The sequence below is a fragment of the Paenibacillus camerounensis genome (assembly GCF_000723885.1).
GTDB lineage: Bacteria > Bacillota > Bacilli > Paenibacillales > Paenibacillaceae > Paenibacillus_AQ > Paenibacillus_AQ camerounensis.
Genome location: NZ_CCDG010000005.1, coordinates 81644 through 107787, shown reverse-complemented (window position 1 = coordinate 107787; position 26144 = coordinate 81644). Strand labels below are relative to the sequence as shown.

Genomic DNA, 26144 nt, shown 5'->3' with positions numbered 1-26144 from the left:
AAACATCAACAATCGTTATAATGGATTCGTATCCTTATTAAGACAAAGATTTGCTTTTATTAACATTTTTCGAGGAGAAGGAGAGGTTCAGAAAGATGGGAAGCTTTAATTTTGCCAACAATGCCGCAGAATCCATTCTAAACGTTCAGGTCGAAGGAACCATGTCAGAGGAGGATGCCGGAAGGTTTATCCAGGAATACAATGAGATTGTGAGCAGGTTCGATCCAGCCAAATACGATATTGTACTGGATTGCACTGGCCTGAATGTCTCCACTTCCGATGTGCTGCCTATGCTGGAGCAGTGCTATCTTTTGTATCAGCAGTCCGGCTTTAAGAAAGTGGTCTTTACCATCACCAAGAGCCCTATTCTCAAAATGCAGCTCAGCCGGGTAGCCCGCAGTACCAAACTCGAAAATTACGAAATTATCGAAGTATAGGTGACGCTCATGGAACATACCGGAGACAATATCAGAATTCGCACTGCCGCTTATTATCATCCGCAGCATGTGGTAGACAATGATTATTACTTGGAGCACTTTGCCGCCCTCGGCAAGGATATCAAGAGGTTTCTACAAGTCATGGGCCGTGAGCAACGATACATTATTAATAACAGCCATGAGAATGCGCTGACCATGGGGTATGAGGCTGCGGCCAAGGCGCTTGCGGATGCCGGACTGCAGGGTGAGGATCTCGATATGATCGTATTCGCCTCACAGACACCGGAATATACCTATCCGACGAATGCCCTGCTGCTGCATCACCGGCTCGGCGGCAAGCACCGCACGGTTACGCTGGATTCCAATGCCAACTGCGCCGGAATGGTAACCGCCGTGGAGCAGGCCAGCCGGTACATGCAGGCTAACCGCAGCGTCCGCTATGCGCTGATTGTCGGCAGTGACTACAGCTCCATTAACTGCAGGACAGACGATGAGATTACATACGCCAACTTCGGGGATGCCGCAGCTGCCGTTATTCTGGAGCGGACCCCTGAGGCTCCCGGCTTCAGGGATTCGCTGTATTATACAGATTCTGCGATTTGGGAGGGTATTACGTTCCCGGCATGCGGGCTGTCGGGCATCTATCGTGACGGCCTGACGCCCGAGGATTTCAAGCTGCGCTGGATTCCTTTTGACGGCTCGGTATGTGTAGATGCAGCCATTCATGATATCAAGGAGCTGCTGGACCGCAACGGCCTGACAGCTGAAGATATTTCCGCATTCTGCCTGTCCCAGTTTTCATTGAAGAATATAGAGCTGATCCGTGAAGGACTTGACCTGGAAGCAGAGGAAAACGACGGAAGGTTCGTTTACGTGGGCGGTGAGTTCGGCTATACGGCAACGAGCAGCCCGTTTATCGCCTTTTGGCGCGGAGTGGAAGAAGGCAGGATTCAGCGCGGAGATTATATTATCTTCTGGTCTGTTGGAGCAGGCTGGCAGATTCCTACCATGCTCTATCAATACTAGTACAGCCTCGCTAACGAGCCTGTGCAGTGAAGTCCGGCATCATCGAGAGCCTTCCCCCGGTTAAGGACCGGCGGGTAAGGCTCTCTTGTTATCTAAGGGTGCTGCCGTATTAAGCCTTCCGGGGTAAACCGGTATTCCGTCACCTCTGATTCACCGAGATCAGAGGCTTCAAAGATCAGATCCTCTCTCAGTACCACGGAATCCGCCTGCAGAGCATCATTTAGATACGCCTCCTCTGCGTACCCGTCATGCCAGCGGTACACATAGGCAGTCATCGGCGTACCGTGGGCTGATATCACTTCAGCGGTTCCGTCACGGTCAATATCTGCTTCACGGGTATGTCCGGTGTCCACCAGCAATATCCCCGCCGGTACTCCCGCTTCATCTATCATGTAGTAACTGCTAAGCGCTAAATTGGCACCCAGTCCTCCGGTAATTTTTAGTATCCGGCTGTTAAAAACAGATACTCCAGCTGCCTTCAGATCCTCCGGCTTGCGGTAATTGTAGGTGCCGACTGAGCCAAGGCTGTAATGGGCTGTGGCTGTTCCTAGGTCAGCATACACGTAATCCTCATCTCCCGGAAGCGTATAAAAGGTAATGGCAATGCCGGCTGTGAAATCCTCCAGCCGCTGCACTGAAACTGTCTCTGCATCTGCAGGAATGCCTGACCATCCCTCAGCCTGCGGCAGCCGCTTCACTACCTGCCAGTCCGGCATGATTACGCCCGCCTGACCGGAAGCTGCTATGCTTCCTGCTGAAGATGGCGGTGCGGGTGCATCAGACGGTGCAGCAGCAGGAACGGACGGTGTGCCGGGAGCAGCCGGAGCGGTTAATGCAGCAGCGGCTGCGGATGAAGCAATAGAAGCGTCTTCCGTGTTAGTACCGCTGCCGGAGAAGCCGCAGCCTGCCGTGAGCAGAAGCAGTGAAGCGGCAAACAGTACCGACGGTTTGGTAGTCAGCATAACTTTCATCGGTTAGCACCTCAGCTTTTCTGGAAACTCATACCTGAAAGTATAGTCAGTTCCTGGCGTTTAGAGGTAACTTTATAGACGCCAGCCGATTAAAATGTTGTTGCATTTCCGGCTGTCACAATCACCGCGCATAAAAAAACAGCCTTCTCCGCAGAGAAAGCTGTCATTTCTTCTTGAGATTAACTCCGTTAAGCATGTCCGCCGGATAAGCCAAGCCCGATCCGGTCAATGAGCTGTGTGCTTTGCTCATTTAATCCGGTGACGGTTACTTTTTTACCGAGCGCCTTGTATTTACTGATTACCTTAGCAATGGCACCGGCGCCGGACTGATCCCATACATGGGAATGGGCGAAGTCGATGATAATCTGCTGAGGGTCATCCTCATAGTTGAATTCCTGGACAAAATGGCTTGTGGTTCCAAAGAACAGCTGCCCCGCCACTGTATACGTAACGGCCTCCCCGGAGGTATGGGTATTCAGGCTGATCGAAGCCATTTTCCAGGCAAAGGATACTGCGCTGAGCAGCACGCCGAACAGAACGCCGATTGACAAATTATCTGTAGCTACCACCGTTACTACCGTCACAATCATAACCAGGGCATCCGCACGCGGAACCCGGATCAGCGCTGTTAAGGAGCTCCATTCAAAGGTGCTGATACAGACCATGATCATGACACCTACCAGCGCCCCCATCGGAATCTGCTTCACCACATCCCCGAGCACAAGAATCAGGATCAGCAGGAACACGCCGGATACAAAGGTGGACAGGCGGGTCCGCCCGCCGGATTTCATGTTGACCATAGACTGGCCGATCATTGCACAGCCTGCCATCCCGCCGAAGAAGCCGGTGACGATATTGGCCAGGCCCTGGCCTTTAGCTTCACGGTTCTTGTCACTCGGAGTGCCCGTAATATCGTCGATCAGTGTTGCTGTCATGAGCGACTCCAGCAGCCCGACTACGGCAAGCGATAAGGAATACGGCAGAATAGTCAGCAGCATGTCCAGCGTAAACGGCAGCTGCGGGAGATGGAACAACGGCAGAGCCGATGTAATCTCACCCATATCCCCGACCCGGTTCACATCAAGGTCAAGCACGATGCTCAGCACAGATACGATAATAATGGCGACAAGTGCCGAAGGTACAGCCTTCGTGAAGCGCGGAATCGTGTATATAATGACCAGGGTAAGGGCCACCAGGGCATACATGATCCAGCCCTGTCCCTTGAAGTGCACCAGCTGCGCCATAAAGATCAGAATAGCCAGCGCATTGACGAAGCCGGTCATGACCGGCTGCGGCAGGAAGGTGATAAATCTGCCGAGCTTCAGCAGGCCCATCAGAATCTGAAAGATTCCGCAGAGGATCGTTGCTGCGAACAGATACTCGATGCCGTGATTCAGCACCAGGCTGCCGACCAGCAGCGCCATCGCCCCGGTCGCCGCTGAGATCATTCCCGGACGGCCTCCGGCAATGGCGGTAATTACCGCAATGCAAAAGGAGGCGTATAAGCCGACCATCGGGCTGACTCCGGCCAGAATGGAAAAAGCGATCGCTTCCGGAATCAGCGCAATCGCCACCGTCATACCGGACAGAATATCACTGCGGGTGTTGGAGAACCAACCGTTATTCAATTGTATGTGCTTCAAAATGCAGCTTCCTCCTGTGTCTGATAAGGTATAGGAGCATCCCGAAGATGCTCCTGTCCGGTGCAACGCCAATGCTATTCATTGTACCCGACAGCCTTAACAGCCACAAAAGCCACGCCTGCACTTGTAAGCGCTTATTTCAATTTATTTCTCTACATTTCTTCTGTTTACTCAAAAATCCGGTTTATTTAAATTAACGGAACAGGCCGGAAGCCTTAACCTCACTGAAGAAGGTATTGAACTCCTCAATATTCAGCTGCTGTGCTGCATCGGAGAGCGCAGTAGCCGGGTCGGGATGCACTTCAACCATGATACCGTCGGCCCCGGCAGCAAGCGCAGCCTTCGCACAGGGGATCAGGATATCCTTGCGTCCGGTGGAGTGGGTAACATCCACCAGTACCGGCAGGTGGCTCTCCTGCTTGAGAATCGGCACTGCCGAGATATCAAGCGTATTACGCGTCCATTTCTCGTACGTGCGTATTCCGCGCTCGATCAGCATTACCTGCATGTTGCCGCGTGACATGATGTATTCTGCTGCATGGAGGAATTCCTCCATTGTTGCTGCCAGACCGCGCTTCAGCAGCACCGGCTTGTTCAGCTCACCGGCGGCTTTGAGCAGCTCGAAGTTCTGCATGTTCCGCGCGCCGATCTGGATAATATCCACATAATCCAGCGCCGGCTCCAGATGGGCCGGATCAACAATTTCACTGATTGTCAGCAGGCCGTATTCGTCGGCAGCTTCACGGAGGATACGCAGTCCGTCCATGCCCAGCCCCTGGAAATCATACGGTGAGGTCCGGGGCTTGAAGGCGCCGCCGCGCATAACCTTGATTCCGGCCTTCTGCAGGGCTGCGGCTACAGTGCGGGTCTGCTGTTCACTTTCAACAGAGCAGGGACCGGCAACCATTACAGAGGACAGGCCGCCAATCGCGACATCTCCCGGCAGGACGATAACCGTGTCCGCTTTGTGGGTTTTCCGGCTGACGAGCAGGCTTTTCTTATGCTCGGCGGATTGCAGATCCAGAGAAGCAGCGAAAATCTGTTTGAAGAGGCTGCGGATTGTTCCCGCGGTGAAAGGTCCTTTGTTGCTCGCTACAAGCTTCTCCAGCATCGCTTTTTCACGTTCCGGATCAAATTTCGGTACGCCCTGCTTTTCTTTAACCGCTCCAATTTCCTGTACAACCTGTGCACGCTCCGAGATCAGCTCCAGCAGCTGTCCGTTGATCTCGTCCAGGCGCGCTCTCAGTTCATCCAATTCGACATTCGTCATTTACCTTCCACTCCCTCTTAGATAATATTTAATATTTATGAACGCAAAAAGGCCCCCCGTCGCAAGGGACGAGGAGCCGTGGTACCACCCTTATTTAGAGACTAGCCCAAATACATGGCAGAGGAAACGGAATTGCCTTTCCCCAGACCTGAACTAACTCTGTCTTACACCCGGTAACGCGGGGCGCGGACCCTCCTACGCATAAATGCTGCAGCAGATACTTCAGGGGCCGGCTCGGAAGTGAACTTCAGCGCTAAACGTCTCATGAGGGTGCTCTCAGTCTCCGGCACGCCTTCCCTGTTAAGATCCGCTTGCAGCGCTTACTCTCTTCGTCATTGCCTGTATAGCTATATCGGCGCGTCTTATGCGCCGGTTTCTGCTATCTTAATCAAAATGCTTATGGGATGCAAGGGTTTATTGCACCGCTCTGCAGCTTTATCGCAATAAATTATCATTCAACCCATTGTAAGAAGCTTATTGCCGGCTTATTCCCGTTCAACCAGATATTGTGACCCCTCTGCATTACTGAAAAATCTGGCGATCAGGTTCGTGACAGCCTCACTGCGCAGCGGCTTGCTGATATATTCATCCATTCCCGCCTCTAGGCAGTGCTCCCGGTCTCCCTTAAGCGCATTTGCTGTAACCGCAATAATGACCGGCTGACGCTCAGGAGAAAGCGTCTGTCTGATTATTCTGGTAGCTTCCAGCCCGTTCATTCCGGGCATCTGCACATCCATAAATATAAGATCATAAGCTGCTGCTTCTGCCAGCTCCACTACCTGCAGGCCATCAGCTACAACCTCAACGGAAAAGCCCCGCTTCTCCAGAATTTTACGCAGGACGATCTGATTAATCTCGTTATCCTCCGCAACCAGAATCCGCAGAACCCGGCTCACCTGGCCTGAACCAGCAGATACTGCGCCGCCCTGCGAAGCTGGCAGTCCGCTTGGCAGACGCAGCTTAACTGTGAATTCAAACGCAGTTCCCTGCTGCACGGCGGTATTCAGACTGATGGTTCCCCCCATCAGCTCAACCAGCTGTCTGGAAATCGCCAGTCCCAGTCCGGTCCCCTCATGCCTGTGGCCCATAGAATGATCCAGCTGGACAAACGGCTCAAACAGCCTGCCCCGGGAATGCTCAGGGATGCCTATCCCGGTATCCGCTACGGTAAAGTGCAGTTTGACCTCTCCTGCCTGCTGTTCCAGGAGGGAGACCCTGACTGTAACCCCGCCGCTGTAAGTAAACTTCACTGCGTTGCCCACCAGGTTAAACAGCACCTGCTTCAGCCGCTCACTGTCTCCGATAACAGTCCCCGGCACATCCGGGCGGATATGGACCGCCATGGACAATCCCTTCATTTCTGCTTTGCGCAGCAGCAGCTCAAGCACGGAGTCTAAGCAGTCTTTAAGCACAAAAGACTGCTCGTGGAGCTCTGTTTTGCCTGCTTCGTTCTTGGAGAAATCCAGAATATCGTTAATGATACTCAGAAGCGTGTCGCCGCTCTGCCGGATAATTTCCAGATACTCGCGCTGCATCGAGCCCTGCTCACTCATATCAAGCAGCAGGTCCGTCATTCCGAGCACGCCGTTCATCGGAGTACGGATTTCGTGGCTCATCATCGCCAGGAACTCACTTTTGGCCCGGTTTGTACTCTCCGCCGTCTCCTTGGCGATCAGCAGCTTCTTCTGTTCGGTAATATCCTTAACAATAATATAGAATCCTACCTTGGCTTTATTAATGATAATCGGTGCAACCGAAGTCAGCACTTCGACAGTGTGGCCGTCTTTATGCCGGATAAAGTCGTTATTCCGCTGCCCGCCGTGATCGGCTCCGTTATATCTGAGCACAGCCTGCAGATGCTGCTCCCCGATAATCCTGCCAGCATTCATTCCTGCCAGTTCAGGAATGGTATAGCCTGTCAGCTGGCAGGCCTGCTCATTGCCGTTGATGATAGTCCCTGAAAGATCCAGAGAGATAATCGCATCGTGGTTGTATTTTTTCAGCGAGGTATAGCGCTCTATCGATTCCTGCAGCTTCTGTTCAACATTTTTGCGTTCGGTGATGTCACGTCCTACAGCGAGTACGCCCGGGTTCTTCTGCCCCTCTAATGAGCGCAGCGTAAATTCAAGCCACACGTAATGCCCGCCAGCATGAAGAATCCGCAGCTGAATGCTCTGGACGTCCTCTGTTTGCGGCCCGCTAAGCACTATAAGATCCTCTGGATGAATAAGACTGCCTATATCACTGCCTATCAGCTCTGAAGGCTCATAACCCAGCACCTCCCGGACAGACGGTGAGCAGTACCTGCACACCTGATCCGGTGTCGCGTAATACAGGATGTCCCTGATATTGACAGCAATCAGACGGTAGAGCTCGTCCTCCGGAACATAGCCGGCAGGCACAGCCGGTACCTCTTGCTGCTCCGTTAGTTGAATGACATAGAACAGCGCAGCCCCAGTGGATGGATCTCGTATAAGCGAGCTGTGCAGACGCAGCGGGACAAGCTCTCCCAGCGCATGAAGCATCCGGATTCCGCTTTCAAAAAAGGGAACCCCGCTTGTGTTGAGAGCTCCCGTATGCCCGCTATATAACTCCACAGAATCATTCGATAAAAGCTTCCTGAAATCTTGCCCCAGCAGCTGCTCTTCCGTGTACCCCAGCAGTGAGGTTACTTCCGGACTGATGCTTGTCCAGTTATGCTCAAGAGAGAGAAAGGCTGCTCCGACAGTACCCGCCTGATACGCTTGCCCAAAGGAGGAAAGCGCTTCTGGATGATGTCTGACCATCTGATCCACCGCCCGTTTGTGGAGTATTAAAAGCAAAGAAATTAATTAAAATCTGTAATATTAATATCTTGCATCTACGGGCGAAAGTCAAATGCTGCCAGCAGGAAAAAAACACCACTTTTAAATGCAAAAAGTCGCTGCACAGCGAATACCATTCTTTTTCTGACAAACCGGCCGTTAGACGGAGCTCTCCCCAGTTCTCCACCTCTAATAATCTCGCGTAAACCTTGGCCTAGTCTGTAGAAGGATCACCTGCTAACATTTTTTTAACGGTATCCGTAAAGACTTTGACCTGAAAAGGTTTGGTAATATAAGCGGCAAAGCCGATGTTCATGGCCTGTTCAATATCTGAACGCAGCGCAAACGCACTGATCGCCATAACCGGTATATGCCGGGTAGCCTCACTGCCTTTCAGCCGTTCTATGGCCTCGTAGCCGTTCATACCGGGCAAGCCGATGTCCAGAATAATCAGATCGGGCAGCTGGCGGGCTGCAATCTCCAGTCCCAGTTCCGCTGTTTCGGCTTTCAGCAGCAATACGGAGGGCAGATTTTTTTTGAAGACATGATGCATCAGAGCCATATTCAGCTCATTATCTTCTACATACAGCACGCTCTGCCGATACTCCTCCATTTGCCTGATCCCCCCAATGTTCACGGTCGCCGAATTTCCTGAAAAAAGAAAAAGCCGAAGAGAGGGTCCTATCACCCCTTCTTCGGCTCATGTTCGGCTCATTCGCATGTCCGACTCATTTCCGCCCCATATGTTATTTAGTGAAACGTATATGCGATCACACTTGTATCTTTATCAAAATCCCAATCCACATAAATGTCAGACAGCTCTTTGCCCAGCATTGGCGCAATGGTCGTGGTGTCTTCCAGATAACGTTTTTCCATTTTGCGTTTCGTTGTCTTGAGTGTATTCTCATAGCCGAGGCCAATCAGTTCCTTCTCCAAAGGAATCAGAATGCCTTCACGCTTAATGATCAGAATACGCGGTCCGAGCCACCAGGAGTCGGTGAACACGGGTTCCTTCTGCACCTTCCGGCTAACTTCGTTGATCTGGGCATGTACGTGCTCACGTCCGGCATAATCATCGACAGCTACTCCAGCGTTTTTGATAAGTGCAACAATCATCCCGGAAGCATTATGTATACCCCAGTCATAAAATATTTCACTGACCTCAATAGCCATCGTATCCTTCAGGTAAGCCGAAAGCTCAGGAAGCAGGGATTTCATCAAGAGCTCGCGCGTATAGCGGAATGCCTGCTCTTCTTCTTTGTTCAGCAGAAATCTCTCAACAGGCCCGATGAAATTCCGGATATGCAGTGCGATGCACTGTTCTCCGATGGAAGCATGGATAGACTCGGGACCTTTTCCGAAACGTTCTCTAAGCAGTCTACCTGTAAAACTGGAAAGTTGGCTAGTAAGTTCTGTAGTGCTCATAAATTTCCTCCAGCAATATATTCTTTGTTATACCCGGGGAGATGCTCTGCCTGCTGAAGAAACGGTTCGTTCATCTTAGTATAATCTCAACAGCCTGCTTCGTACATAAAAAAAATAATCAGATCGTTTGACAGCAAATTTTGAATTTCATACAATTAAATTGTTGTAAATAAATTATGCGTCACCGGGAGGCTGAAGCTGCCAATGAGTATCCATAAATATACTGCCCGTAATATCCGCGGAAAAGAAACAAGCCTCGAACAATATAAAGGAAACGTACTGCTGATCGTGAATACCGCCAGCAAATGCGGGTTCACTCCACAATATTCTGACCTGCAAAAGCTGTATGAGAAGTTCCAGGACCGCAGCTTCCAGATTCTCGGCTTTCCCAGCAACCAGTTCGGGGAGGAACCCGGCACAAACGAAGAGGTTGACGTGTTCTGCCAGATTAACTATGGTGTCAGCTTTCCCCTGTTTGAAAAGATTGATGTCAAAGGCCCAGGTAAACATCCTTTGTTCAGCTACCTGACCTCTGAGGCGGGCTTTGCCGGCTTCGACCAGGATCACTCCGGCAGCCGGCTGCTGCAGAAGATGCTTGAGGAACGTGATCCCGCTTCCCTGGCCGACGATGAAGTAAAGTGGAATTTCACCAAGTTCCTGATTGACCGTGACGGCAATGTGGTGGAGCGCTTTGAATCTCCTGTTGATCCGCTGGATATTGAGCCGGCTGTCCTGAAGCTGCTGCAGGAATAGCTTTACCGGAATTGCCTCAAAAAAACAGTAAAGTGCAGAATAGTAATATTGAGAACAGTAAAGTTGAGAAGAGTAATGTTGGAAACAGCACTGAAAAAGACAGACTTCAAAAAAGGGTGTCCCGAAGCCGCAGAATAAACTGGCTTACGGAACACCCTATTTTAATGGCCGGACTGCTGCGGCCGATGGGCAAAGCTGGCGCTGGCCGGACAAGCCTCCAGCCCTGCACTCCTCTTATTTACTGCGGAAGGTCTCGGTGAACTCCTCAAAGAAGGGCGTCGTATCCCGCTCCGCCATCGTGTCCTCCGCCCCCGGATTCCAGCCGATCTCAGCCCTCCAGCTGCCGAGCAGCCCTGAGGCGATCAGCTCCTGTTCCTCTACATGAACAGACTCGTCTGCCTGCGGCGCTACGTAAAGCGCGTCCACAGGACAATAAGCCTCGCACATGAAGCAGGTCTGGCAATCCTCCTGGCGGGCGATGACAGCCAGCTTGCCCTGCATGTCAAATACATTGACCGGACATACTTTCACGCACAGTCTGCAGCCGATGCAGCGGTCTGTGCTGACCAGTTCAATCATATGGCCCGCCCCTCTCTGGGTACCGGCAGCTCACTGGCGTGCGGCACACTTTCCGTGCTGATGCTGATCCGGTCGATGCCCGACAGAATCAGCCGGTGGGTCTGGCGCGGGTCCAGCGCCGGATATTCTGCCAGCCGCTGCAGTCCCCGGCTCTCTTTGCGGGCCAGCGCAGCGGTGTAGATCCAGCGGCCGGCCTGCAGCATGGCCGCCGCTTCACGGGACTGCACGATGCCCTGTACCGTGGCCGGCGGGCGGCCGGTGATATAGGGCATCAGGCTATCCAGCCGCTGCAGCGCTGCGGCTACCACGGGCTCGCTGCGGAAGTAATTGATCCGCAGCGGCAGGATTTCCTGCTGGACCGCCGCAATCAGCGGCTTCGGGTCCAGCGTTCTGCTTGCCGGGGCGCCGCCGGCAAGCCCCATCCGGCCGGCGGCGCGGAGCTGCCGGCTGCCGGCCAGGCACCGCTGCGACAGCGCGTGCCTGGCTGCTCCAAGGCCAGCCCAGCTGCCGCTGCAGATGGCCCAGGAGGCGTTGTAGGCGCCGCCGCCGGAGATGGCGCCGGTGACCTTCTCGCGGGAGGCGGCATCTCCCGCGGCATACAGGCCCGGCACCGTGGTGCTGCAGTCGGCGCCGGTCAGGCGCAGGCCGCCCGTGCCGCGCATCGTGCCTTCATAGCGGAGCGTGAGCGGGAATTTATCCTTGAACGGATTAATTCCCGCCCGCTCCAGCGGCATGAAAAAGATCGGATGGGCGCTGCGCAGGAACTGCTGCTTCGCCTCTGTATCCGCCAGATCCAGCGAGGCATAGACCGGCCCCTTCAGCATCAGCTCCGGGATGCTGCCGAAGGTGCGGTCGCCGCGGTGCAGCGGATTCCCGGCCTGATCATACAGCGTCGCCCAGGCCAGCATCCGTCCGCGCGTCACCGTTCCGTCCGCGAAGCTCGGGGCATATTGCCGGGTGAACTCCATTCCCGACAGGTCTGCCCCTATTTCAGCAGACATCAGCAGGCCTTCTCCGGTCAGCACATTGCAGCCCAGACCTTTGCTGAGAAAGGCGCAGCCGCCCGTAGCGATAACCACCGCGTTCGCCCGTACTTCCCAGGCCTCCCCGGTCAGCCGGTTAATGCCGCGGGCTCCCCCGGCACCGTGCTCATCATACAGCAGCTCCAGCGCCGGAGACTGGTCCCAGATCTTCACCCCCGCCTTGCGCACAACACGCCGCATAATCTTCATATACTCCGGCCCGTGCAGATGGGTACGCAGCGGGTTGCCATCCTCATCCTTCGGAAAAGGGTAGCCCCACTCCTCAATCTGCTCCAGATTCTGCTCCACCTGATCCAGCACCCGGTGAATCCAGCTGTTCTCCGACAGGTAGCCGCCTGCCTGCAGTCTGGACCGGACTGCCGCATCACGCAGCTCGGCTACCGGCGGAATCACCAGCAGCGTAGTCCCGCCCGGCGCTGTAGCACCGCTTGTCCCCAGGTAACCTTTATCGGCAAGTATAACCTCAGCGCCTTGCGAGGCCGCATTCCATGCCGCCCATGCCCCGGCCGGGCCGCCTCCCAGCACAAGCACATCTGTTGTTATCTGCTGCTGCGGCATTGTATTCCTCCTTAAATGTGTGCTAGCTCTCGCTGTATGGTGTTCGCAGCCTTGATTGTAAATACTCCCATGCACAGTTGGGATTAATGTGGTTAAGTATCGATAAAAATGAGGGTATTACCCAAAGAAAGAGATAGCGACAGAAGGTTGCTTAAGTTGCTTAAGCGTGAACGGGCGAGCGCGTGTACAAGTTGATGTACCAGTAAACGAGTGCGCGTATATTAAAGGTAAAGTAACAATACGGAGTTTCCGGGTATACTGCTATGCTACAAAGGTTGATATTTAAGTAATATTTAGCATCTTCTTCACAGCAGATCGACTTGCAGGCGTAACTCATCCATTTAAGTGGAAATTCGCCACCTATTCTCCCTTCACACTCCGATATGTGAGCATTAGTGGGAAAAACGCCACCTAATTGCGCCTAATATACTCAAAAAGGGGATATAGACCGAATTAGGCAGACTTTTTCTAACTAATTATTATATTTTCCTGAAAATAATGAAATTAGGAGGAGAAAATCCAATTAAGTTAGCGGGAACACCTGCCGGATCATCTATTTATACGCTTGGCGTGCCGGCATTCCAGCGTTCATACGCCCCGGCTCTCTCCCTCCCGCCTTCACTTTTGCTGCTCACAGTATTACTGTCGCGGACGCTGCCGGAAGGGATTCTTACCGTCCCCTCCGGATACTGTCCGTTCCTCAGCCGCAGTCTAATGCTTGACACCGCTGCAGGCCTGTTTGCGCTTAAGCCACTAAGCTCCTCCCACCGCTTGAACGTTACTGAAGCTGCCAGTCGGTGATGTTGAAGTCTTTTTTGGCCAGCTTTTCTTCGACCAGGAAGTTTTTGGTGCCCTCCAGCAGCTTGGTACCTTCCTCCGTAAAGGCGGTATCCTTGATGTCGCTGATCGGATTGACCTGTTTGGCCAGCTCCGGTGTGGTATTACCGATTTCAGCGAGGAATTCATAATACTCATCTTCATGCTGCTTGAGATCCGCCAGCGCTTTTTCACGCGCCTCATTCCATACCTTCGGGAAGTCCGGGAATTTCTCCAGATATTCCTCCGAGACAACAGTAGCGCTGGAGCCCAGCAGGTCCGGATGCTTCGAGGCATCGTCAAGGTGGGTATAGCCTTCATCAATCAGCTTCAAAGCCGGAACGCCGAGGTTGGTCGTCGCATCGACATCCCCTCTGGCGAGCGCTGCGGTCGCATCAGGAATCAGCATGTGCACCAGCTTGTAGTCGGTTACCCCCTCCTGCTGCAGCAATCCTGCCACATAACGGTGCATGAAGGAGCCTTTCTGGATAGCAATGGTCTTACCCTGCAGATCCTTAACGGTCTTCGGGCCGTCCTTTTTACCGATCAGATAGCCTACAGTGTGGGCCGAGGATTGCGAGATCAGGCGGGTTTTGGCGCCGGAAGCGTAAGCGATGATGGCCGGGGTATCCCCAAGGCTGCCGAAATCAAGCCGGCCGCTGATCAGCGACTCCGTCTGGTCCGGTCCGTTCGGGAAGCCGGTCAGCTTCACTTCGGTAATTCCATATTTCTTAAGCTCCTCCTGAATGATTCCCTTATAAAAGCCCCAGCCCTCCGCGCCGCCCGGCACATTCAGCTTATTGGAGCCGATAAAGCCGAAATTCAGTACAGCCAGCGCAGTGGCCGCTGCTGTCCCGCTGCCAGCCGCTTCAGCAGTATTATTGCCGCCCGCTGCCGGGGCTCCGTTGCCGGAGCCTGTATTATTGCCGCAGGCCTGCAATACCAGCATAATCATGACCAGGCTTGCGAGCAGCACCCCGCGAGCCCCCTTTTTCCGTCCGCCTTGAATCTCTCTGTACGTTTTCATTAATGTTGTTCTCCCCTCGGTCTGTTATCTGATGATTGCGGCTGCCGGACTTTCTAGAACCCGGCCCTAGCCGCCAGCTTATACATAAAGTCATGGCTTGCCACCGGCTGTCTGCCTCTGCCCCAGCCTACCTTTTCCCTGTACCCGCCGAGCAGCCCCTGCTCTTCCAGCTCCGCCTCGGTCACACCGATAACCGTTTCGGAATCAGGTGCGACATATAGCGCATCGGCAGGGCAATACAGCTCACACATGAAGCAGGTCTGGCAATCGCTCTGCCGGGCGATGACGGGAATTCCGTCTTCTACCCGGTCGAATACATTCGTCGGGCAGACGGATACACACTGGTTACACTCTACACACCTGGAAGCGCTGATGACTTCAATCACAGTAGTACACTCTCCTTCGCAACTTCTTCTGTCTTGACCCATACCTGATCCAGCCCGCCGCTGATCAGCCGGTGATGCTGGCTGTTGTCCGTCTCCCTGTAATCCTCGCGTTTATGCATGCCTCTCGTCTCTGTCCGGGCCAGTGCGGAGCTGTACATCCAGCGGGCGGTCGCTGTCATGGCTTCCGCCTCGCGGGCCTTCACCCCTTCTGGCGTACGCTGGATTTCCCGGCTGCGCTGCTCCTTCCACAATTCGTCCAGCCGGCCAAGCGAGGCGTTCAGTCCCTGCTCCGTACGGAACAGATTAATGTCGTACGGCTTAACTTCGTCCTGCACAGCCGAGACGAACTCCGCTGTACGTGCCGCCGTTCCCGGCTTCACCTGCTGGTCAACCAGCGGCGAAGAGGATAGCCCGCGAGGCTTGCGGTCGGCTGCGTGCCGCCCCAGTCCGGCGGCATAAGCAGCTGCGCCTTCTCCGGCAAAGGAGCCGGAGGACATGGCCCAGGCGGCATTATGGCTGCCGCCGCCGGTGAAGCCGCCGCAGATCAGCTCGCGGGTTGCCGCGTCTCCTGCTGCATACAGGCCCGGAACGCCGGTGCCGCAGTCCTCATCCGTTATGCGGATGCCGCCGGTGCCGCGTACCGTGCCTTCCAGCCGGAGCGTGACCGGGAAAGCATCCTTGAACGGATTGATGCCCCGGCGGTCAAACGGCAGGAAGAAATTCGTCTGGGCAACCCGCAGCAGCGGCTGCAGATCCTCAGAAGCACCGTCAAGCTTCGCATAGACCTGGCGTCCGGCCAGCAGATTACGGGCGATGACTGAACGGCCTTTTTTGGACCCTGCCCCCTCTACCACGCTGCCGTCTTCATAATAGAAGCTGGCATAGCTGTAATAGGCGGTCTTGGTCACGGAGGAGAAGGTCGGGCAGATCGCATAGGCATTGGAGAATTCCATGCCCGACAGGCTGGCCCCGGCCTCAGCGGCGAACAGATAGCCGTCTCCGGTCAGCACATTGCAGCCCAGCGCCCTGCTAAGGAAAGCACAGCCGCCGGTCGCGATGACCACCGCTCCCGCCTGGACACTCCAGCCCTCCCCGCTCTGGGTCTGCACGCCGGTAGCCCCGGCAACACCATGCTCATCGGCCAGCAGCTCAAGCGCCGGGCTGTGATCAAGAATCTTCACTCCTGCCTTCTTGACCAGCCTGCGCATCAGCCGCATGTATTCCGGCCCCTGCAGGCTCCGGCGGTACTGGTTGCCGTGCTCATCCAGCGGGAACGGGTATCCGGAAACACCCAGCCGGTTCATATTCTCATAAGTGCGGTCCAGCACCCGGTCCATCCAGCGGTGCTCCGCCAGCTTGCCGCCCATAGAGTAGCGGCTGGCCTTGGCTTCCTCTCGCAGCCTGTCATCCGGCTGCACATACCACACACCCGTGCCTGACGGCGCAGTTGCTCCGCTGGAGCCGCAGTAGCCTTTATCGGCCAGAATAACCTTGGCGCCCTTTGCCGCTGCCGTAAGTGCAGCCCAAGTGCCTGCCGGCCCTCCTCCGATTACCAGCACATCCGCCTGCAGATTCAATGTCCCTATATGTCCTATAGAATGATTCATTTACCTTCAGCCCCCTTGATATAATTAGCCCTGATAGCTGTCCCGCCAGTGCAGCAGCCTGCGTTCGATGACACGGAATAAGGAATCAATCAGCTTACCGACAATGGCGAAAATAATGATGCCTACAAAGATGACCTCTGTATTGGAGTTCTGCTTGGCCTCGTTAATCAGGAAGCCTACCCCGGAAGAAGAACCGATCAGCTCGGCAACGACCAGGCCGATCCAGGCCACGGCCATTGAGAGGCGCAGCCCCAGCAGAATACCGGGCAGCGCGGCCGGCAGAATCAGCCGGCGCAGCTTCTGCAGCGGCCCGAAGCCAAGCACTCTGGCTACCTCGAACAGCTTGTTATCCACACTGCGGATACCCATAAAAGTGTTAATATACAGCGGGAAGAAGGCGCCGCTCAGAATAATAGCTACCTTCGACACCTCGCCGAAGCCGAACCAGAGAATAATCAGCGGGGCAATGGCGAGATGCGGAACCAGCCGCAGTACCTGAACGCTGGGGTCAAGCAGATACTCCGCTTTGCGGAACAACCCGGTCAGTACGCCAAGCAGCAGGCCAAGGACTCCGCCGATTACATATCCAAGCCCTGCCCGGCCGATGCTGACACCGAGGTGATGGAGCAGCTCTCCGCTGGCCGCGAGTCCGGCAAAGGCGGAAAGAATAGACCAGGGCGTAGGCAAAAACTCCGGCGGGATCCAGCCTGCACTGCCGCCGAGCTGCCATAGCGCAATGACTGCCACCGGTATGGCAGCTCCGGCTGCCCAATCGGACAGAAGATTTTTTGTCCGGTCAGAATACACTCTTTTCTGCTTGTTAGAAGCAGAGATAGGTGCTGTTCCGGTGTAATCATGTGCCTCCCTTACCGTTTTTGCTGATTTCACAATCATTTCTGCCCCGTTGCTCATGCTGTACATTCCTCCTATCCTTGATAGCTGTCCTTCCATCTCAGCAGCCGCCGTTCGATCAGACGGACAACTGTATCGCTAAGCAGCCCGGCAGCGGCAAACACAATAATTCCGACAAATACAACCGGCGTATCGGCAAACTGGCGGGCATCCGACATCATGTAGCCGATACCCGAGGTCGATGCAATCAGTTCAGCCACGACCAGTCCCAGCCAGGACAGTCCCAGCGACAGGCGTACACCCAGCATAATATTCGGCACTGCCGCCGGCAGCACCAGCCGGAGAACCTGCTGTATCTTGCTGAACCCGAGCACCCTGGATACTTCAAACAGCTTGTTGTCCGTGCCGCGGATGCCCATGAAGGTGTTAATATACACCGGGAAGAACGCGCCTTTTGCGATCAGCAGCACTTTCGATTCCTCGCCGATCCCGAACCAGAGGATGAAGAGCGGCACCACCGCCAGACTCGGAATCATCCGGATCATCTGTAAGGACGGGTCCAGCAGCCGCTCCGATCTGCGGAACAGTCCGACCAGAATGCCCAGCAGCAGCCCCAGTCCCCCGCCGAGCAGAAATCCGGAGAAGGCCCGCACGGCGCTGACCCGGAAATGGCTCCACAAATCGCCGCTTGCTGCCAGTGCAATAAAAGATTTGGCTATCGTGTAAGGAGTCGGAAACAGCATCTCCGACAACATTCCGTAATGACCAAGCAGCTGCCACGAGACCAGCAGGCTTCCCGGCAGCAGCAGGCCGAGTCCGGCAATAACCGCTTTTCCGGGTCTGCCGGGTCTGCCGGCTCTCCCTGCAGTCACAGCCTGGTTGCTCATCTAAACGCCTCCTTCATGCTTATAGTTAATAATTCTCATAGTTTAAGTCGGATATATAACAGCAACCATTCCTTACTCCGCTCTTTTCAAAGCCTGCCGAAAACCAGGAGAATCTCTAGATCCCCGCCCCGTCCGTCAATTCCAGCTCCTCCACCTTCTCAAAATAATTAAGCACCCTGAGCCGCAGCTCCTGAAAGGAGGTGGTTGTCTTTTTGCGCGGATATGGCAGGTCCACCGGCACAATTTTGCGGATTTTGCCAGGCCGCGGCTCCAGAATAACTACCCTGCCCCCCAGAAACACTGCTTCATCAATATCATGCGTTACAAAAATCATCGTTGTCCGGTTCTTCCGCCAGATATCCAGCAGCACCGTCTGCATGTGGGCCCGGGTAAAGGCGTCCAGCGCCCCAAACGGCTCATCCAGCAGCAGAATCTTCGGATTCCGCAGCAGCGCCCGGGCAATCGCTACCCGCTGGGCCATCCCTCCCGAGAGCTCACGGGGATAGGCTTTTTCAAAGCCGGTCAGCTTCACCAGCTCAATCAGCTCATCCACCTTCTGGCGGATATCAGGCCGGCTGAGCGGCAGATCCGAGGCGATGTTCTTCTCAACGGTAAGCCATGGAAACAGCCGGTGCTCCTGAAAAATAAACCCTTTGTCGATTCCCGGACCGCCGATTGCCTTCCCTTCCAGCGTAACACTTCCGGTATAGCCGTTGTCCAGGCCGGCGACGATGCGCAGCAGCGTGCTTTTGCCGCATCCGCTCGGGCCGATTACGGTGATAAATTCGCCCTGCTGCACATCGAGATTCACCTCATGCAGCGCCTTAACCTGGCCTCCGGCGGTGTCAAAGCTTTTATTCAGCTGCGCAATGGACAGCATAACCTCTCCCATCTCTGCTCCTCCTTCTGGTTCTGCTGGTATACAAACTGGTATACAAAAAAACAGAGGGACCTCGCGCTGGATAGCACGGGCACCTCTGTCTGTACAGTCGGCCAATGTAATTCAAAGTAAAACAATTTGAATTTGTGCATTTAAAATATCACCTATCTGCGGGTCTGTCAACAAAAAGACACAATATATTTTGATAAAAAAGTCAGCCTATTTAGCCATCCTGAGTGCAGCCGGCTCTTTAATCGCTGTGATCTTGCCCTTGCTCTGGACCAGGATCATCCCGTTTTCCAGCAAGGTAGGGCCAAAGGCTTTGCCTGTGGTTTTAAGCTGCAGCACCTGGGCTCCAGTAAGCAGATTGACTGCTACCAGCTGACCGTCTGCCTTGGCAATATACATGCCGTGTCCAAGCAGGTCGAAGCGGGCAATCGATGCACCGCCGTAATAGGAGACGCCTTGACGGTTGGCTGTTTTGACCCCGTACACAGTCTCTCCGTCGCTGAAAAGTATTCTTCCGTCATACGGGCCTGCAGCATACATCAGGTCTTTTCCGCCGCCCGCAGCCGAATAGGTTGTTTTGGCTGCCTTGGCCGGATCTGCGTCTGCCGGATAAGAGTACACGGTATTGCCCCGGTTAATATACAGCTGATTACCGCTGATCCAGGCTTGTCCGCTGCTGCTGAGCGCTTCGTCCGGATTGATATTTTCAGGATTATACTCCGCTGTGCCAAGCACCTTCCCTGTCCTTGCGTCCAAAGTATCGAATGTAGGCAGCGCGACCATTTGCAGCAGATTGGATGTCCGCTGTGAGATCAGTGTCCCTTGATCGGCAGCAACAGGCATGGAGTAATTGTCTGCTTCCCACAGCTGTTTGCCGGTCTTCCGGTCAAAGGCACGCAGCACATCATACGAATATGCCCCGGATACCGTATCTTCGGCGAGCACAAGCTCACCCTGGACCTGAACAGCCTGCCACAGCGGTTCTGTGTAATTATCCTTCCACTGCAGCTTGCCTGTCTGCAGATTATAAGCCTGAACATCACTATTGACGGCAAACAGCTGACCCTGGTCAACCAGCAGCTGCCGCGGATTTTTGCTCGGGGCCGAGGAGCTCCACTGGTTCTTACCGGTGGCGGCAGTTACAGCATAGATTGTGCCTGTCTGCGAGCTTGCGTAGATCACACCATTCTCATACAGCAGCGGGGCACTCAGCTTCGCTCCGTATTTCCAGATCCTTTTGCCGGTCTGCGCATTCAGTGCAAGCAGCTGTCCCTGCTGGATAAAATAAACCTTACCTCCCCCGGTTACAGCAGATCCGCGGCCGATTGCCGTTTCATCAGCCTGTACATCCATTGCGCTGGACCAGACCGTTACTGCAGCAGGCGGCTCAGCCTGACTCCCCGTAAAATTATTGTAGATGTAGGAATGGTGCGGATCAGATACTGCCGACTCTGCATTACCTCCGGCAGCCAGCAGACTGATTCCAATCAGTGCGGCTAACGCCCCGGTTCTGAACTTCATTGTCCCCATAATATAAATGCCTCCTGTAAAAAGAATGCAAACTATTTCTATTATATTCCATCTACACTCTTTTTACTGTATGAATCTTTTTAAATATCAACACACTAAATTCAAGTGCTCATACATCTGACTTGGCAGCATACAGCCGCTAATGCGCTTACACAAAGAAACATTTACTCATAAACTTACATTTTGTAAGTTGTTGTGCTATAATAATCCCTATCCTATGTACAACGGACAAGCAGAACAACTATTTTGAGATATAAGGAGTCTCTATCTATGACTAATACCAATAATGTGAAGCCGGACAACATGCCGGCATTTGAGTTCGGCATCTATACATTAGGCGATCTGGTCACCGATTGTCACACCGGACAGCGGATCAGCCCGCAGCAGCGGCTGCAGGAGGTAATTGAGGCAGCCAAGCTTGCCGATGAAGCGGGGCTTGATGTCTTCGGCGTGGGTGAGCATCACCGGCTGGACTTTGTCATCTCCTCCATGCCGGTTGTGCTTGCTGCGATTGCCCAGGTGACCAAGCGGATTAAGCTGACCAGTGCAACCACGGTGCTGAGTACGGCTGATCCGGTACGGATCTTCGAGGACTTCGCCACGCTGGACCTGCTGTCCGGCGGCCGGGCGGAGATTATTAACGGGCGCGGCGCTTTTCTGGAGTCCTTCCCGCTGTTCGGATACGATCTGGAGGATTATAAGAAACTGTTCGCCGAGAATTTGGAGCTGCTGCTGGAGCTGAACAAGCATGAGGTCGTAAGCTGGAACGGCTCCTTCCGCTCACCGCTGAAGAATGCGGAGATTGCCCCGCGTCCCCTGCAGCCGAAGCTCCCGCTCTGGGTCGGCATCGGCGGCTCGCCTGAAAGCGCTGAGCAAGCCGGACGGCTGGGCATCGGCATGGCCATTGCCATCCTCAGCGGCAGCCCGGAGCCGTTTCAGAACCTCGCTGCGACCTACCGCCGCAGCGGGGCAGAAGCCGGACATGCAGCTGAAGACCTGAAGATTGCCATCACCAGCCACGGCTACATCGCCAAAACCTCACAGCAGGCGGTAGATGAATACTACCCTTACTATTACAGCTACCGTAACGCCATCAGCCCGCATCCTGGGCAGGAGTACCGGGTATCCCGCGGCGATTTCGGCCGTTTCGTCTCCCCAGTTAATACACTGGCTGTCGGCAGCCCGCAGCAGATTATCGAGAAGATCCTCTACCAGCATGAGCTGTTCGGCCATAACCGCTTCATGACCCAGCTCGATATCGGCGGTCTTCCATACCGCAAAGTGGCTACGGCCATCGAGCTGCTCGCTACAGAGGTCGCTCCGGTGGTCCGCCGGGAGATTGCCAGGAAAACAAGCGTTGCGCCATCGTCCGCTGAGCTTTAATTTCGGGCCAGGCCAATTGTACAATAAACCTGCAGACAAGCTGCGCTGTCCTATTACATGGACGCGCAGCTTGTCTGCGTTAACGGGACTGTTCAGCAGCGGCTTACAGCCGTTCCCCCAGATGCCCGCGGCATGCCTTGAGCAGAGCCTGGTAGCTGTCCTCGAAATCAAGCTGCCTGAGGATGTTCAGGTAGCCCCTCAGCTCCGCCGGACTCTCCTTCTGCTTCAGGCAGAGCAGCGTGAGCTCATAGTAGATCAGCGTGACAATTTTGTCGTAGAGCAGATGGGTTTTATCGGCTAACGGCAGCGCTTTTTGCAGAAACAGCAGGCTCTGCTCATAATTGTGCTCCTTCAGGCACCGGATCGAGAGATTCTGCAGCAGATGCTGCTGGACCGTTCTGCTCTCGGGAAAGGAGTTGTATCTGTCGAATTCCTTTGTCCCCCTGAGGCCGAAAAAAACCGCATCGCTGCTGCTAAGCGTGAACAAAAAGTTATTCAGCAGCTTGAATTCGTACAGGTACCATTTATCCACGCCGAGCAAGTACGGCTTGATGTAATCCGCGATCTCCTGCAGTGTTGTCACTTCATCCGCATGCCCGTACTGGACCAGAACCCCTTGCCCGAGCAGATACAGGTGGTAGTACGCTTCAGTCTGCGTGGATTCATACATCAACCGGCACTCCCGGCTGACCTCCCTGACCAGGGCGAAGTCGTAGCGGTTCCCTGCTTCCGTTAGCTTCAGATGCAGGGTCCGCTTCACCTGCGGAGCATTGTCCTGATGCAGAAACAGCAGCTCCTCCAGCGACATTTCCAGCTTATCCAGCAGCAGAATCAGCTTGTCGTAGCCCGGATAATAATGCCCGCCTTCAAAGCGCGAGAGGTTGGAGCGGCTCATGATACCCCTTGCCAGCACCGCCTGGCTCACTCCCTTGGACCTGCGGATCTGTCCGATCGTCCGGCCAAGAATCATTGCTCCTCTCCTCCGTTTCCCTGTGTGAGTATCCGGCACATTTTGCTAAGCTATTTTTTATTGTATGCTACACTCGGCACAATGAAAATACAGATTTTGGAGGATAACGACAATGAATCTGCGTGCTGCATATCAGCTCAACAGCAAAGTATGGAATATTCTCGCCGGCACTCTTTTTACAAGAACCGCCCTGTTCATGAGCGTCCCTTATCTGGCCATTTTTCTGACCGGTCAAAAGCACATCCCGCTCCTGCTCACCAGTCTGATCCTCGCGGTTAATCCGCTGGCAGGGGTAGCCTTCAGCTGGCTTGGGGGCACACTTGCCGACAAACTTCCGCTCCGCAACATCATCCTGTATACCCCCCTTGTCTGGGGAACCGTGTTTATCCTGTTTTATTACGCCGAGAGCTTCTGGAGCTTTCTGGTTCTGAATGCCCTGAACGGCCTTTGTTATTCGCTATTTGAGCCTGCCAGCAAAAAAGTGCTGTCCGAAGAATCGCTCCCGGAGCACCGTCTGCTCGTCTTCAACCTGAGGTACACGGCGATTAACGCCGGCTGCTTTGCCGGCCCCTTGCTCAGCCTGCTGTTCAATATGAAAATGTCCCTGTTCCCTTACGTCATCCTCGGGTTTATGTACATTCTGTACGGCGCCTCCACGATGTTCTTTTTCCGTAACACCTCCGCTGCCCGGACCTCCGTTTCTGCTCAAGCAAACAACGTCCGCAGCCTGCAGGCTCTCTCCGTAATCCGCAAAGATCAGGTCTACCTGCTGCTGATTGCAGGCATGAGCTTCTCCTACTTCGGCTATTCGCAGCTTAACGGAACCGTCTCCCAGTATCTGTCGGGCACTGCCCTGCTCACAGACGGTACCCGGCTGTATTCCATCCTGCTGTCGGTCAACGCCGTTGTCATCCTGGCTGCCCAGTTCGCCGTACTGCGCCTGATTTCCGGCTGGAATCCGTTCAATGTGGTGCTGCTCAGCAACCTGCTGATCGGACTCAGCTTCCTGTTCTTCCTCTTTCCTCCCGCCTATCTTCCGCTGCTGCTATTCATTGCCGTATTCAGTCTGGGAGAGCTGCTGATCGGTGCGCGGTTTGATGCCCTGGTGGATGAGCTGTCTTCTGCGGATAATAAAGGGCTGTACTTTGGCTGCGCTGAAATGGTGAAGCTTGGCACGATAAGCGGTCCGGTCGCCGGAGGGGGGCTGCTGGGGATCTTCGGATTTCAGGCGGCCTGGCCCGTGTTCGGGCTGCTGGCTATCATTACGCTGGCCGGTACGGGACTGATCCGGGCGGCGGGGTGGAAGCACATGCGTACACGGAATACGAAAAACACCGTTGCAGCACCGGATACTGCAGCTTTGCGTTAGATACAGCAAAAGTGCTGCCTTTGATTCCGGCTACTCCGGCCTGACGGGCCCATTCAAAGGCAAAAATGCCTTTGATTCCGGCTACTTCAGCCTGACGCGCCGATTCAAAGGCAAAAGTGCCTTTGATTCCGGCTACTTCGGCCTGACGGGCCCATTCAAAGGCAAAAATGCCTTTGATTCCGGCTATTTCGGCCTGACGGGCCGATTCAAAGGCAAAAGTGCCTTTGATTCCGGCTATTTCGGCCTGACGCGCCGATTCAAAGGCAAAAATGCCTTTGATTCAGGCTATTTCGGCTTGACGCGCCGATTCAAAGGCAAAAATGCCTTTGATTCAGGCTATTTCGGCCTGACGCGCCGATTCAAAGGCAAAAATGCCTTTGATTCCGGCTACTTCGGCTTGACGGGCCGATTCAAAGGCAAAAATGCCTTTGATTCAGGCTACTTCGGCCTGACGGGCCCATTCAAAGGCAAAAATGCCTTTGATTCAGGCTATTTCGGCCTGACACGCCGATTCAAAGGCCGAAATGCCTTTGATTCCAGCTACTTCGGCCTGACGGGCCGACTTAGCTTCTCCGGCTACTCCGTCCGGCCAAGGAGAGCTACTCCCCCGCACATGAAAAAAGCCCCCGGATCTCCGGGAGCCTGAACTTACCTGCTGGGTTACAAATATGAAGTTAAGCGAATGATGGCTTCTTGTTATCGACCTTGCCGCTGACCAGCTTCTTGTACTCCTCATCCCCGCCGTTAACAGACGGCGCGAGATAGACGTAATCGGATGCGGCAGACGGCTTGGCGGTACGGCCGGCATTCTTCCTGCCTTTGCTGCGGCTTGTGCCTGGGCCCCCGCCTGCGGACCGGCGGACAGCGCCTGAAAGACTGACTACACCCTTCATATTCTTCATGCTCTAGTCCCCTCCCACTAAATGATTGACGGTACGGAACAAATCCCGGTTATACGTGACGGTTGCCTTCAGATCCTCAGCCGACAGCCCGTCATTGCCGGAAAAATGTACAGAAAGGACATGCTTTTCACCTAAAGGATAGCATAGGATATAGACCTCCGCAACTTCCGTCCGTTGTAAAAACGTCCATTCCCGGCGTATAAAAGCATCCATTACCCCCGGACGTTTATCCTGTTCCTCCCCCTCCGGCGCAAACGGATAGATATGCCCGCGGCCCACATTGCCGCCGACCTGCTTCAGGCCCTCCGCCCCGCCGGCCCGCCACAATGCGGCGCCAATCACCCGGCATTGCTCCGGCGGTACGAAGGAGTTACGGATCGCCTCGCTGAGCGCCTGATATTTCTCTGCTGCCTCAGGTAAGGCCACATTACTATTATATTGCCAAAAGAAATGAAGGATACTTTCTTTGCGCCTGAGTTCAAGCTTCAGCTGTGCCAATTCCTTGTGCGGGTCGCTATAAGCACCCTGCTCATGAATACTGTCCATGATCTTCCCGCAGCTGACATCCACCGCTGCAACCGGATTGTCATGCTGATATTCATAATCCAGCAGCGTAAGCCCCGCCAGGTCCGACATAAGATGATATTCCTCCACATCGGTGCCGGGAATAAGATCACTGCGCGGCGATATCTGGTCTGGCAGCAGACAGAATACCCTGCTGCGGCGCAGCCGCGCCCAGAACAGCCCCATCTCAAACTGCGTATTATCCCGGGTTACATAATAGTATTTGCCGCGGATCCGGGCCACATCATCAGGCGAGAAGATAAATACGGCAAAATCACTTTCATCCAGATGCCGCTCCAGCGCCTCCATCGTATATTCGCCTGAACGGAAGGCGCTGGCGTACCAGGGGTACACCTGGGCCTCCCGCTTCAGCTGCTCATGTACCGCTCTTGCATAACGGATAGATTCTCTGGAAGATCCAATGAAACATTTTGGTCTGGTCACGGATGATCT

25 protein-coding genes are annotated in these 26144 nt (G+C 54.4%); 6 read left to right on the top strand and 19 right to left on the bottom strand.

Annotation, left to right across the window (positions count from 1 at the left end; translation table 11 throughout):
* The first annotated feature begins 95 nt into the window (after positions 1-95).
* Complete coding sequence (locus BN3772_RS01730) at positions 96-437, top strand: hypothetical protein (RefSeq protein WP_042195998.1); 342 nt, start codon at positions 96-98, stop codon at positions 435-437.
* Positions 438-446: 9 nt separating this feature from the next.
* Entirely contained in the window at positions 447-1463 is a 1017-nt protein-coding gene (locus BN3772_RS01725; RefSeq protein WP_042195996.1) for a ketoacyl-ACP synthase III, read from the top strand.
* 92 nt (positions 1464-1555) lie between these two features.
* Here the strand turns inward: BN3772_RS01725 and BN3772_RS01720 are convergent, their stop codons facing one another.
* From BN3772_RS01720 to BN3772_RS01690, 6 genes are all read right to left on the bottom strand, one after another.
* On the bottom strand, positions 1556-2434 hold the full coding sequence (locus tag BN3772_RS01720) for a hypothetical protein (RefSeq protein ID WP_157643525.1): 879 nt from the start codon (positions 2432-2434) through the stop codon (positions 1556-1558).
* 188 nt (positions 2435-2622) lie between these two features.
* Positions 2623-4080: a SulP family inorganic anion transporter gene (locus BN3772_RS01710; RefSeq protein ID WP_042196033.1), complete on the bottom strand. Its 1458-nt coding sequence runs from the start codon at positions 4078-4080 to the stop codon at positions 2623-2625.
* A 190-nt stretch (positions 4081-4270) separates the two neighbouring features.
* Positions 4271-5347: a bifunctional 3-deoxy-7-phosphoheptulonate synthase/chorismate mutase gene (locus tag BN3772_RS01705; RefSeq protein ID WP_042195989.1), complete on the bottom strand. Its 1077-nt coding sequence runs from the start codon at positions 5345-5347 to the stop codon at positions 4271-4273.
* A gap of 485 nt (positions 5348-5832) precedes the next feature.
* The gene (locus BN3772_RS01700) at positions 5833-8133 is read right to left on the bottom strand and encodes a PAS domain-containing hybrid sensor histidine kinase/response regulator (RefSeq protein ID WP_052380330.1); all 2301 of its coding nucleotides are present in this window, start codon (positions 8131-8133) and stop codon (positions 5833-5835) included.
* Between the two features lie 232 nt (positions 8134-8365).
* Positions 8366-8764: a response regulator gene (locus BN3772_RS01695; RefSeq protein WP_042195986.1), complete on the bottom strand. Its 399-nt coding sequence runs from the start codon at positions 8762-8764 to the stop codon at positions 8366-8368.
* A gap of 137 nt (positions 8765-8901) precedes the next feature.
* Positions 8902-9576 carry a Na-translocating system protein MpsC family protein gene (locus BN3772_RS01690; protein ID WP_042180913.1) on the bottom strand — a complete coding sequence of 225 codons (675 nt, stop codon included), beginning with the start codon at positions 9574-9576 and terminating at the stop codon, positions 8902-8904.
* Between the two features lie 204 nt (positions 9577-9780).
* Here BN3772_RS01690 and BN3772_RS01685 point away from each other — a divergent pair, with 204 nt between their 5' ends.
* On the top strand, positions 9781-10329 hold the full coding sequence (locus tag BN3772_RS01685) for a glutathione peroxidase (protein ID WP_042195983.1): 549 nt from the start codon (positions 9781-9783) through the stop codon (positions 10327-10329).
* A 234-nt stretch (positions 10330-10563) separates the two neighbouring features.
* Here the strand turns inward: BN3772_RS01685 and BN3772_RS01680 are convergent, their stop codons facing one another.
* The 10 genes from BN3772_RS01680 to BN3772_RS01640 all read right to left on the bottom strand — a co-directional run bounded on the left by BN3772_RS01680 (position 10564) and on the right by BN3772_RS01640 (position 20503).
* Positions 10564-10908: a 4Fe-4S dicluster domain-containing protein gene (locus BN3772_RS01680; protein ID WP_042195981.1), complete on the bottom strand. Its 345-nt coding sequence runs from the start codon at positions 10906-10908 to the stop codon at positions 10564-10566.
* Positions 10905-12509 (bottom strand): FAD-binding protein, encoded by a 1605-nt coding sequence (locus tag BN3772_RS01675; RefSeq protein WP_042195979.1) that lies wholly within the window; start codon positions 12507-12509, stop codon positions 10905-10907. Before BN3772_RS01675 ends, BN3772_RS01680 begins: the two co-directional genes overlap by 4 nt.
* Positions 12510-13066: 557 nt before the next feature.
* Positions 13067-13234, bottom strand: coding sequence for a hypothetical protein (locus BN3772_RS30485; RefSeq protein ID WP_157643524.1), 168 nt, complete (start codon positions 13232-13234; stop codon positions 13067-13069).
* Between the two features lie 53 nt (positions 13235-13287).
* Positions 13288-14352, bottom strand: a complete 1065-nt coding sequence (locus BN3772_RS01670) for an ABC transporter substrate-binding protein (RefSeq protein WP_042195977.1) — start codon at positions 14350-14352, stop codon at positions 13288-13290.
* Between the two features lie 53 nt (positions 14353-14405).
* Entirely contained in the window at positions 14406-14738 is a 333-nt protein-coding gene (locus BN3772_RS01665; protein ID WP_042195974.1) for a 4Fe-4S binding protein, read from the bottom strand.
* Positions 14735-16345, bottom strand: a complete 1611-nt coding sequence (locus tag BN3772_RS01660) for an FAD-dependent oxidoreductase (protein WP_042195972.1) — start codon at positions 16343-16345, stop codon at positions 14735-14737. The genes BN3772_RS01665 and BN3772_RS01660 overlap by 4 nt, the downstream gene beginning before the upstream one ends.
* Before the next feature lie 24 nt (positions 16346-16369).
* Positions 16370-17257, bottom strand: coding sequence for an ABC transporter permease (locus BN3772_RS01655; protein WP_052380329.1), 888 nt, complete (start codon positions 17255-17257; stop codon positions 16370-16372).
* A gap of 14 nt (positions 17258-17271) precedes the next feature.
* Positions 17272-18084: an ABC transporter permease gene (locus BN3772_RS01650; protein WP_042195970.1), complete on the bottom strand. Its 813-nt coding sequence runs from the start codon at positions 18082-18084 to the stop codon at positions 17272-17274.
* A gap of 115 nt (positions 18085-18199) precedes the next feature.
* Positions 18200-18976 (bottom strand): ABC transporter ATP-binding protein, encoded by a 777-nt coding sequence (locus BN3772_RS01645; protein WP_042195968.1) that lies wholly within the window; start codon positions 18974-18976, stop codon positions 18200-18202.
* A 207-nt stretch (positions 18977-19183) separates the two neighbouring features.
* The gene (locus BN3772_RS01640; protein WP_042195966.1) at positions 19184-20503 is read right to left on the bottom strand and encodes a PQQ-binding-like beta-propeller repeat protein; all 1320 of its coding nucleotides are present in this window, start codon (positions 20501-20503) and stop codon (positions 19184-19186) included.
* Positions 20504-20773: 270 nt separating this feature from the next.
* Here BN3772_RS01640 and BN3772_RS01635 point away from each other — a divergent pair, with 270 nt between their 5' ends.
* On the top strand, positions 20774-21886 hold the full coding sequence (locus tag BN3772_RS01635; RefSeq protein WP_042195963.1) for an LLM class flavin-dependent oxidoreductase: 1113 nt from the start codon (positions 20774-20776) through the stop codon (positions 21884-21886).
* Between the two features lie 103 nt (positions 21887-21989).
* Here the strand turns inward: BN3772_RS01635 and BN3772_RS01630 are convergent, their stop codons facing one another.
* Positions 21990-22856 (bottom strand): helix-turn-helix domain-containing protein, encoded by an 867-nt coding sequence (locus BN3772_RS01630; RefSeq protein WP_052380328.1) that lies wholly within the window; start codon positions 22854-22856, stop codon positions 21990-21992.
* A 112-nt stretch (positions 22857-22968) separates the two neighbouring features.
* On the opposite strand from BN3772_RS01630, the gene BN3772_RS01625 reads away from it, so the two are divergent.
* Positions 22969-24225 carry an MFS transporter gene (locus BN3772_RS01625; RefSeq protein WP_042195961.1) on the top strand — a complete coding sequence of 419 codons (1257 nt, stop codon included), beginning with the start codon at positions 22969-22971 and terminating at the stop codon, positions 24223-24225.
* Positions 24194-24871, top strand: a complete 678-nt coding sequence (locus BN3772_RS01620; RefSeq protein WP_042195959.1) for a hypothetical protein — start codon at positions 24194-24196, stop codon at positions 24869-24871. The genes BN3772_RS01625 and BN3772_RS01620 overlap by 32 nt, the downstream gene beginning before the upstream one ends.
* Before the next feature lie 28 nt (positions 24872-24899).
* Here the strand turns inward: BN3772_RS01620 and BN3772_RS01615 are convergent, their stop codons facing one another.
* Positions 24900-25127, bottom strand: a complete 228-nt coding sequence (locus BN3772_RS01615; protein ID WP_042195957.1) for a hypothetical protein — start codon at positions 25125-25127, stop codon at positions 24900-24902.
* A 3-nt stretch (positions 25128-25130) separates the two neighbouring features.
* Entirely contained in the window at positions 25131-26135 is a 1005-nt protein-coding gene (locus tag BN3772_RS01610) for a TIR domain-containing protein (RefSeq protein ID WP_042195955.1), read from the bottom strand.
* Positions 26136-26144 lie beyond the last annotated feature (9 nt).

Bases quoted from the DNA above. Each gene is read 5' to 3' on its own strand.
- BN3772_RS01730 (WP_042195998.1), top strand. From the start codon at position 96: ATGGGAAGCTTTAATTTTGCCAACAATGCCGCAGAATCCATTCTAAAC.
- BN3772_RS01725 (WP_042195996.1), top strand. From the start codon at position 447: ATGGAACATACCGGAGACAATATCAGAATTCGCACTGCCGCTTATTAT.
- BN3772_RS01720 (WP_157643525.1), bottom strand. From the start codon at position 2,434: ATGAAAGTTATGCTGACTACCAAACCGTCGGTACTGTTTGCCGCTTCA.
- BN3772_RS01705 (WP_042195989.1), bottom strand. From the start codon at position 5,347: ATGACGAATGTCGAATTGGATGAACTGAGAGCGCGCCTGGACGAGATC.
- BN3772_RS01700 (WP_052380330.1), bottom strand. From the start codon at position 8,133: ATGGTCAGACATCATCCAGAAGCGCTTTCCTCCTTTGGGCAAGCGTAT.
- BN3772_RS01695 (WP_042195986.1), bottom strand. From the start codon at position 8,764: ATGGAGGAGTATCGGCAGAGCGTGCTGTATGTAGAAGATAATGAGCTG.
- BN3772_RS01690 (WP_042180913.1), bottom strand. From the start codon at position 9,576: ATGAGCACTACAGAACTTACTAGCCAACTTTCCAGTTTTACAGGTAGA.
- BN3772_RS01685 (WP_042195983.1), top strand. From the start codon at position 9,781: ATGAGTATCCATAAATATACTGCCCGTAATATCCGCGGAAAAGAAACA.
- BN3772_RS01680 (WP_042195981.1), bottom strand. From the start codon at position 10,908: ATGATTGAACTGGTCAGCACAGACCGCTGCATCGGCTGCAGACTGTGC.
- BN3772_RS01675 (WP_042195979.1), bottom strand. From the start codon at position 12,509: ATGCCGCAGCAGCAGATAACAACAGATGTGCTTGTGCTGGGAGGCGGC.
- BN3772_RS01670 (WP_042195977.1), bottom strand. From the start codon at position 14,352: ATGAAAACGTACAGAGAGATTCAAGGCGGACGGAAAAAGGGGGCTCGC.
- BN3772_RS01660 (WP_042195972.1), bottom strand. From the start codon at position 16,345: ATGAATCATTCTATAGGACATATAGGGACATTGAATCTGCAGGCGGAT.
- BN3772_RS01655 (WP_052380329.1), bottom strand. From the start codon at position 17,257: ATGAGCAACGGGGCAGAAATGATTGTGAAATCAGCAAAAACGGTAAGG.
- BN3772_RS01650 (WP_042195970.1), bottom strand. From the start codon at position 18,084: ATGAGCAACCAGGCTGTGACTGCAGGGAGAGCCGGCAGACCCGGCAGA.
- BN3772_RS01645 (WP_042195968.1), bottom strand. From the start codon at position 18,976: ATGGGAGAGGTTATGCTGTCCATTGCGCAGCTGAATAAAAGCTTTGAC.
- BN3772_RS01640 (WP_042195966.1), bottom strand. From the start codon at position 20,503: ATGGGGACAATGAAGTTCAGAACCGGGGCGTTAGCCGCACTGATTGGA.
- BN3772_RS01635 (WP_042195963.1), top strand. From the start codon at position 20,774: ATGACTAATACCAATAATGTGAAGCCGGACAACATGCCGGCATTTGAG.
- BN3772_RS01630 (WP_052380328.1), bottom strand. From the start codon at position 22,856: ATGATTCTTGGCCGGACGATCGGACAGATCCGCAGGTCCAAGGGAGTG.
- BN3772_RS01625 (WP_042195961.1), top strand. From the start codon at position 22,969: ATGAATCTGCGTGCTGCATATCAGCTCAACAGCAAAGTATGGAATATT.
- BN3772_RS01615 (WP_042195957.1), bottom strand. From the start codon at position 25,127: ATGAAGAATATGAAGGGTGTAGTCAGTCTTTCAGGCGCTGTCCGCCGG.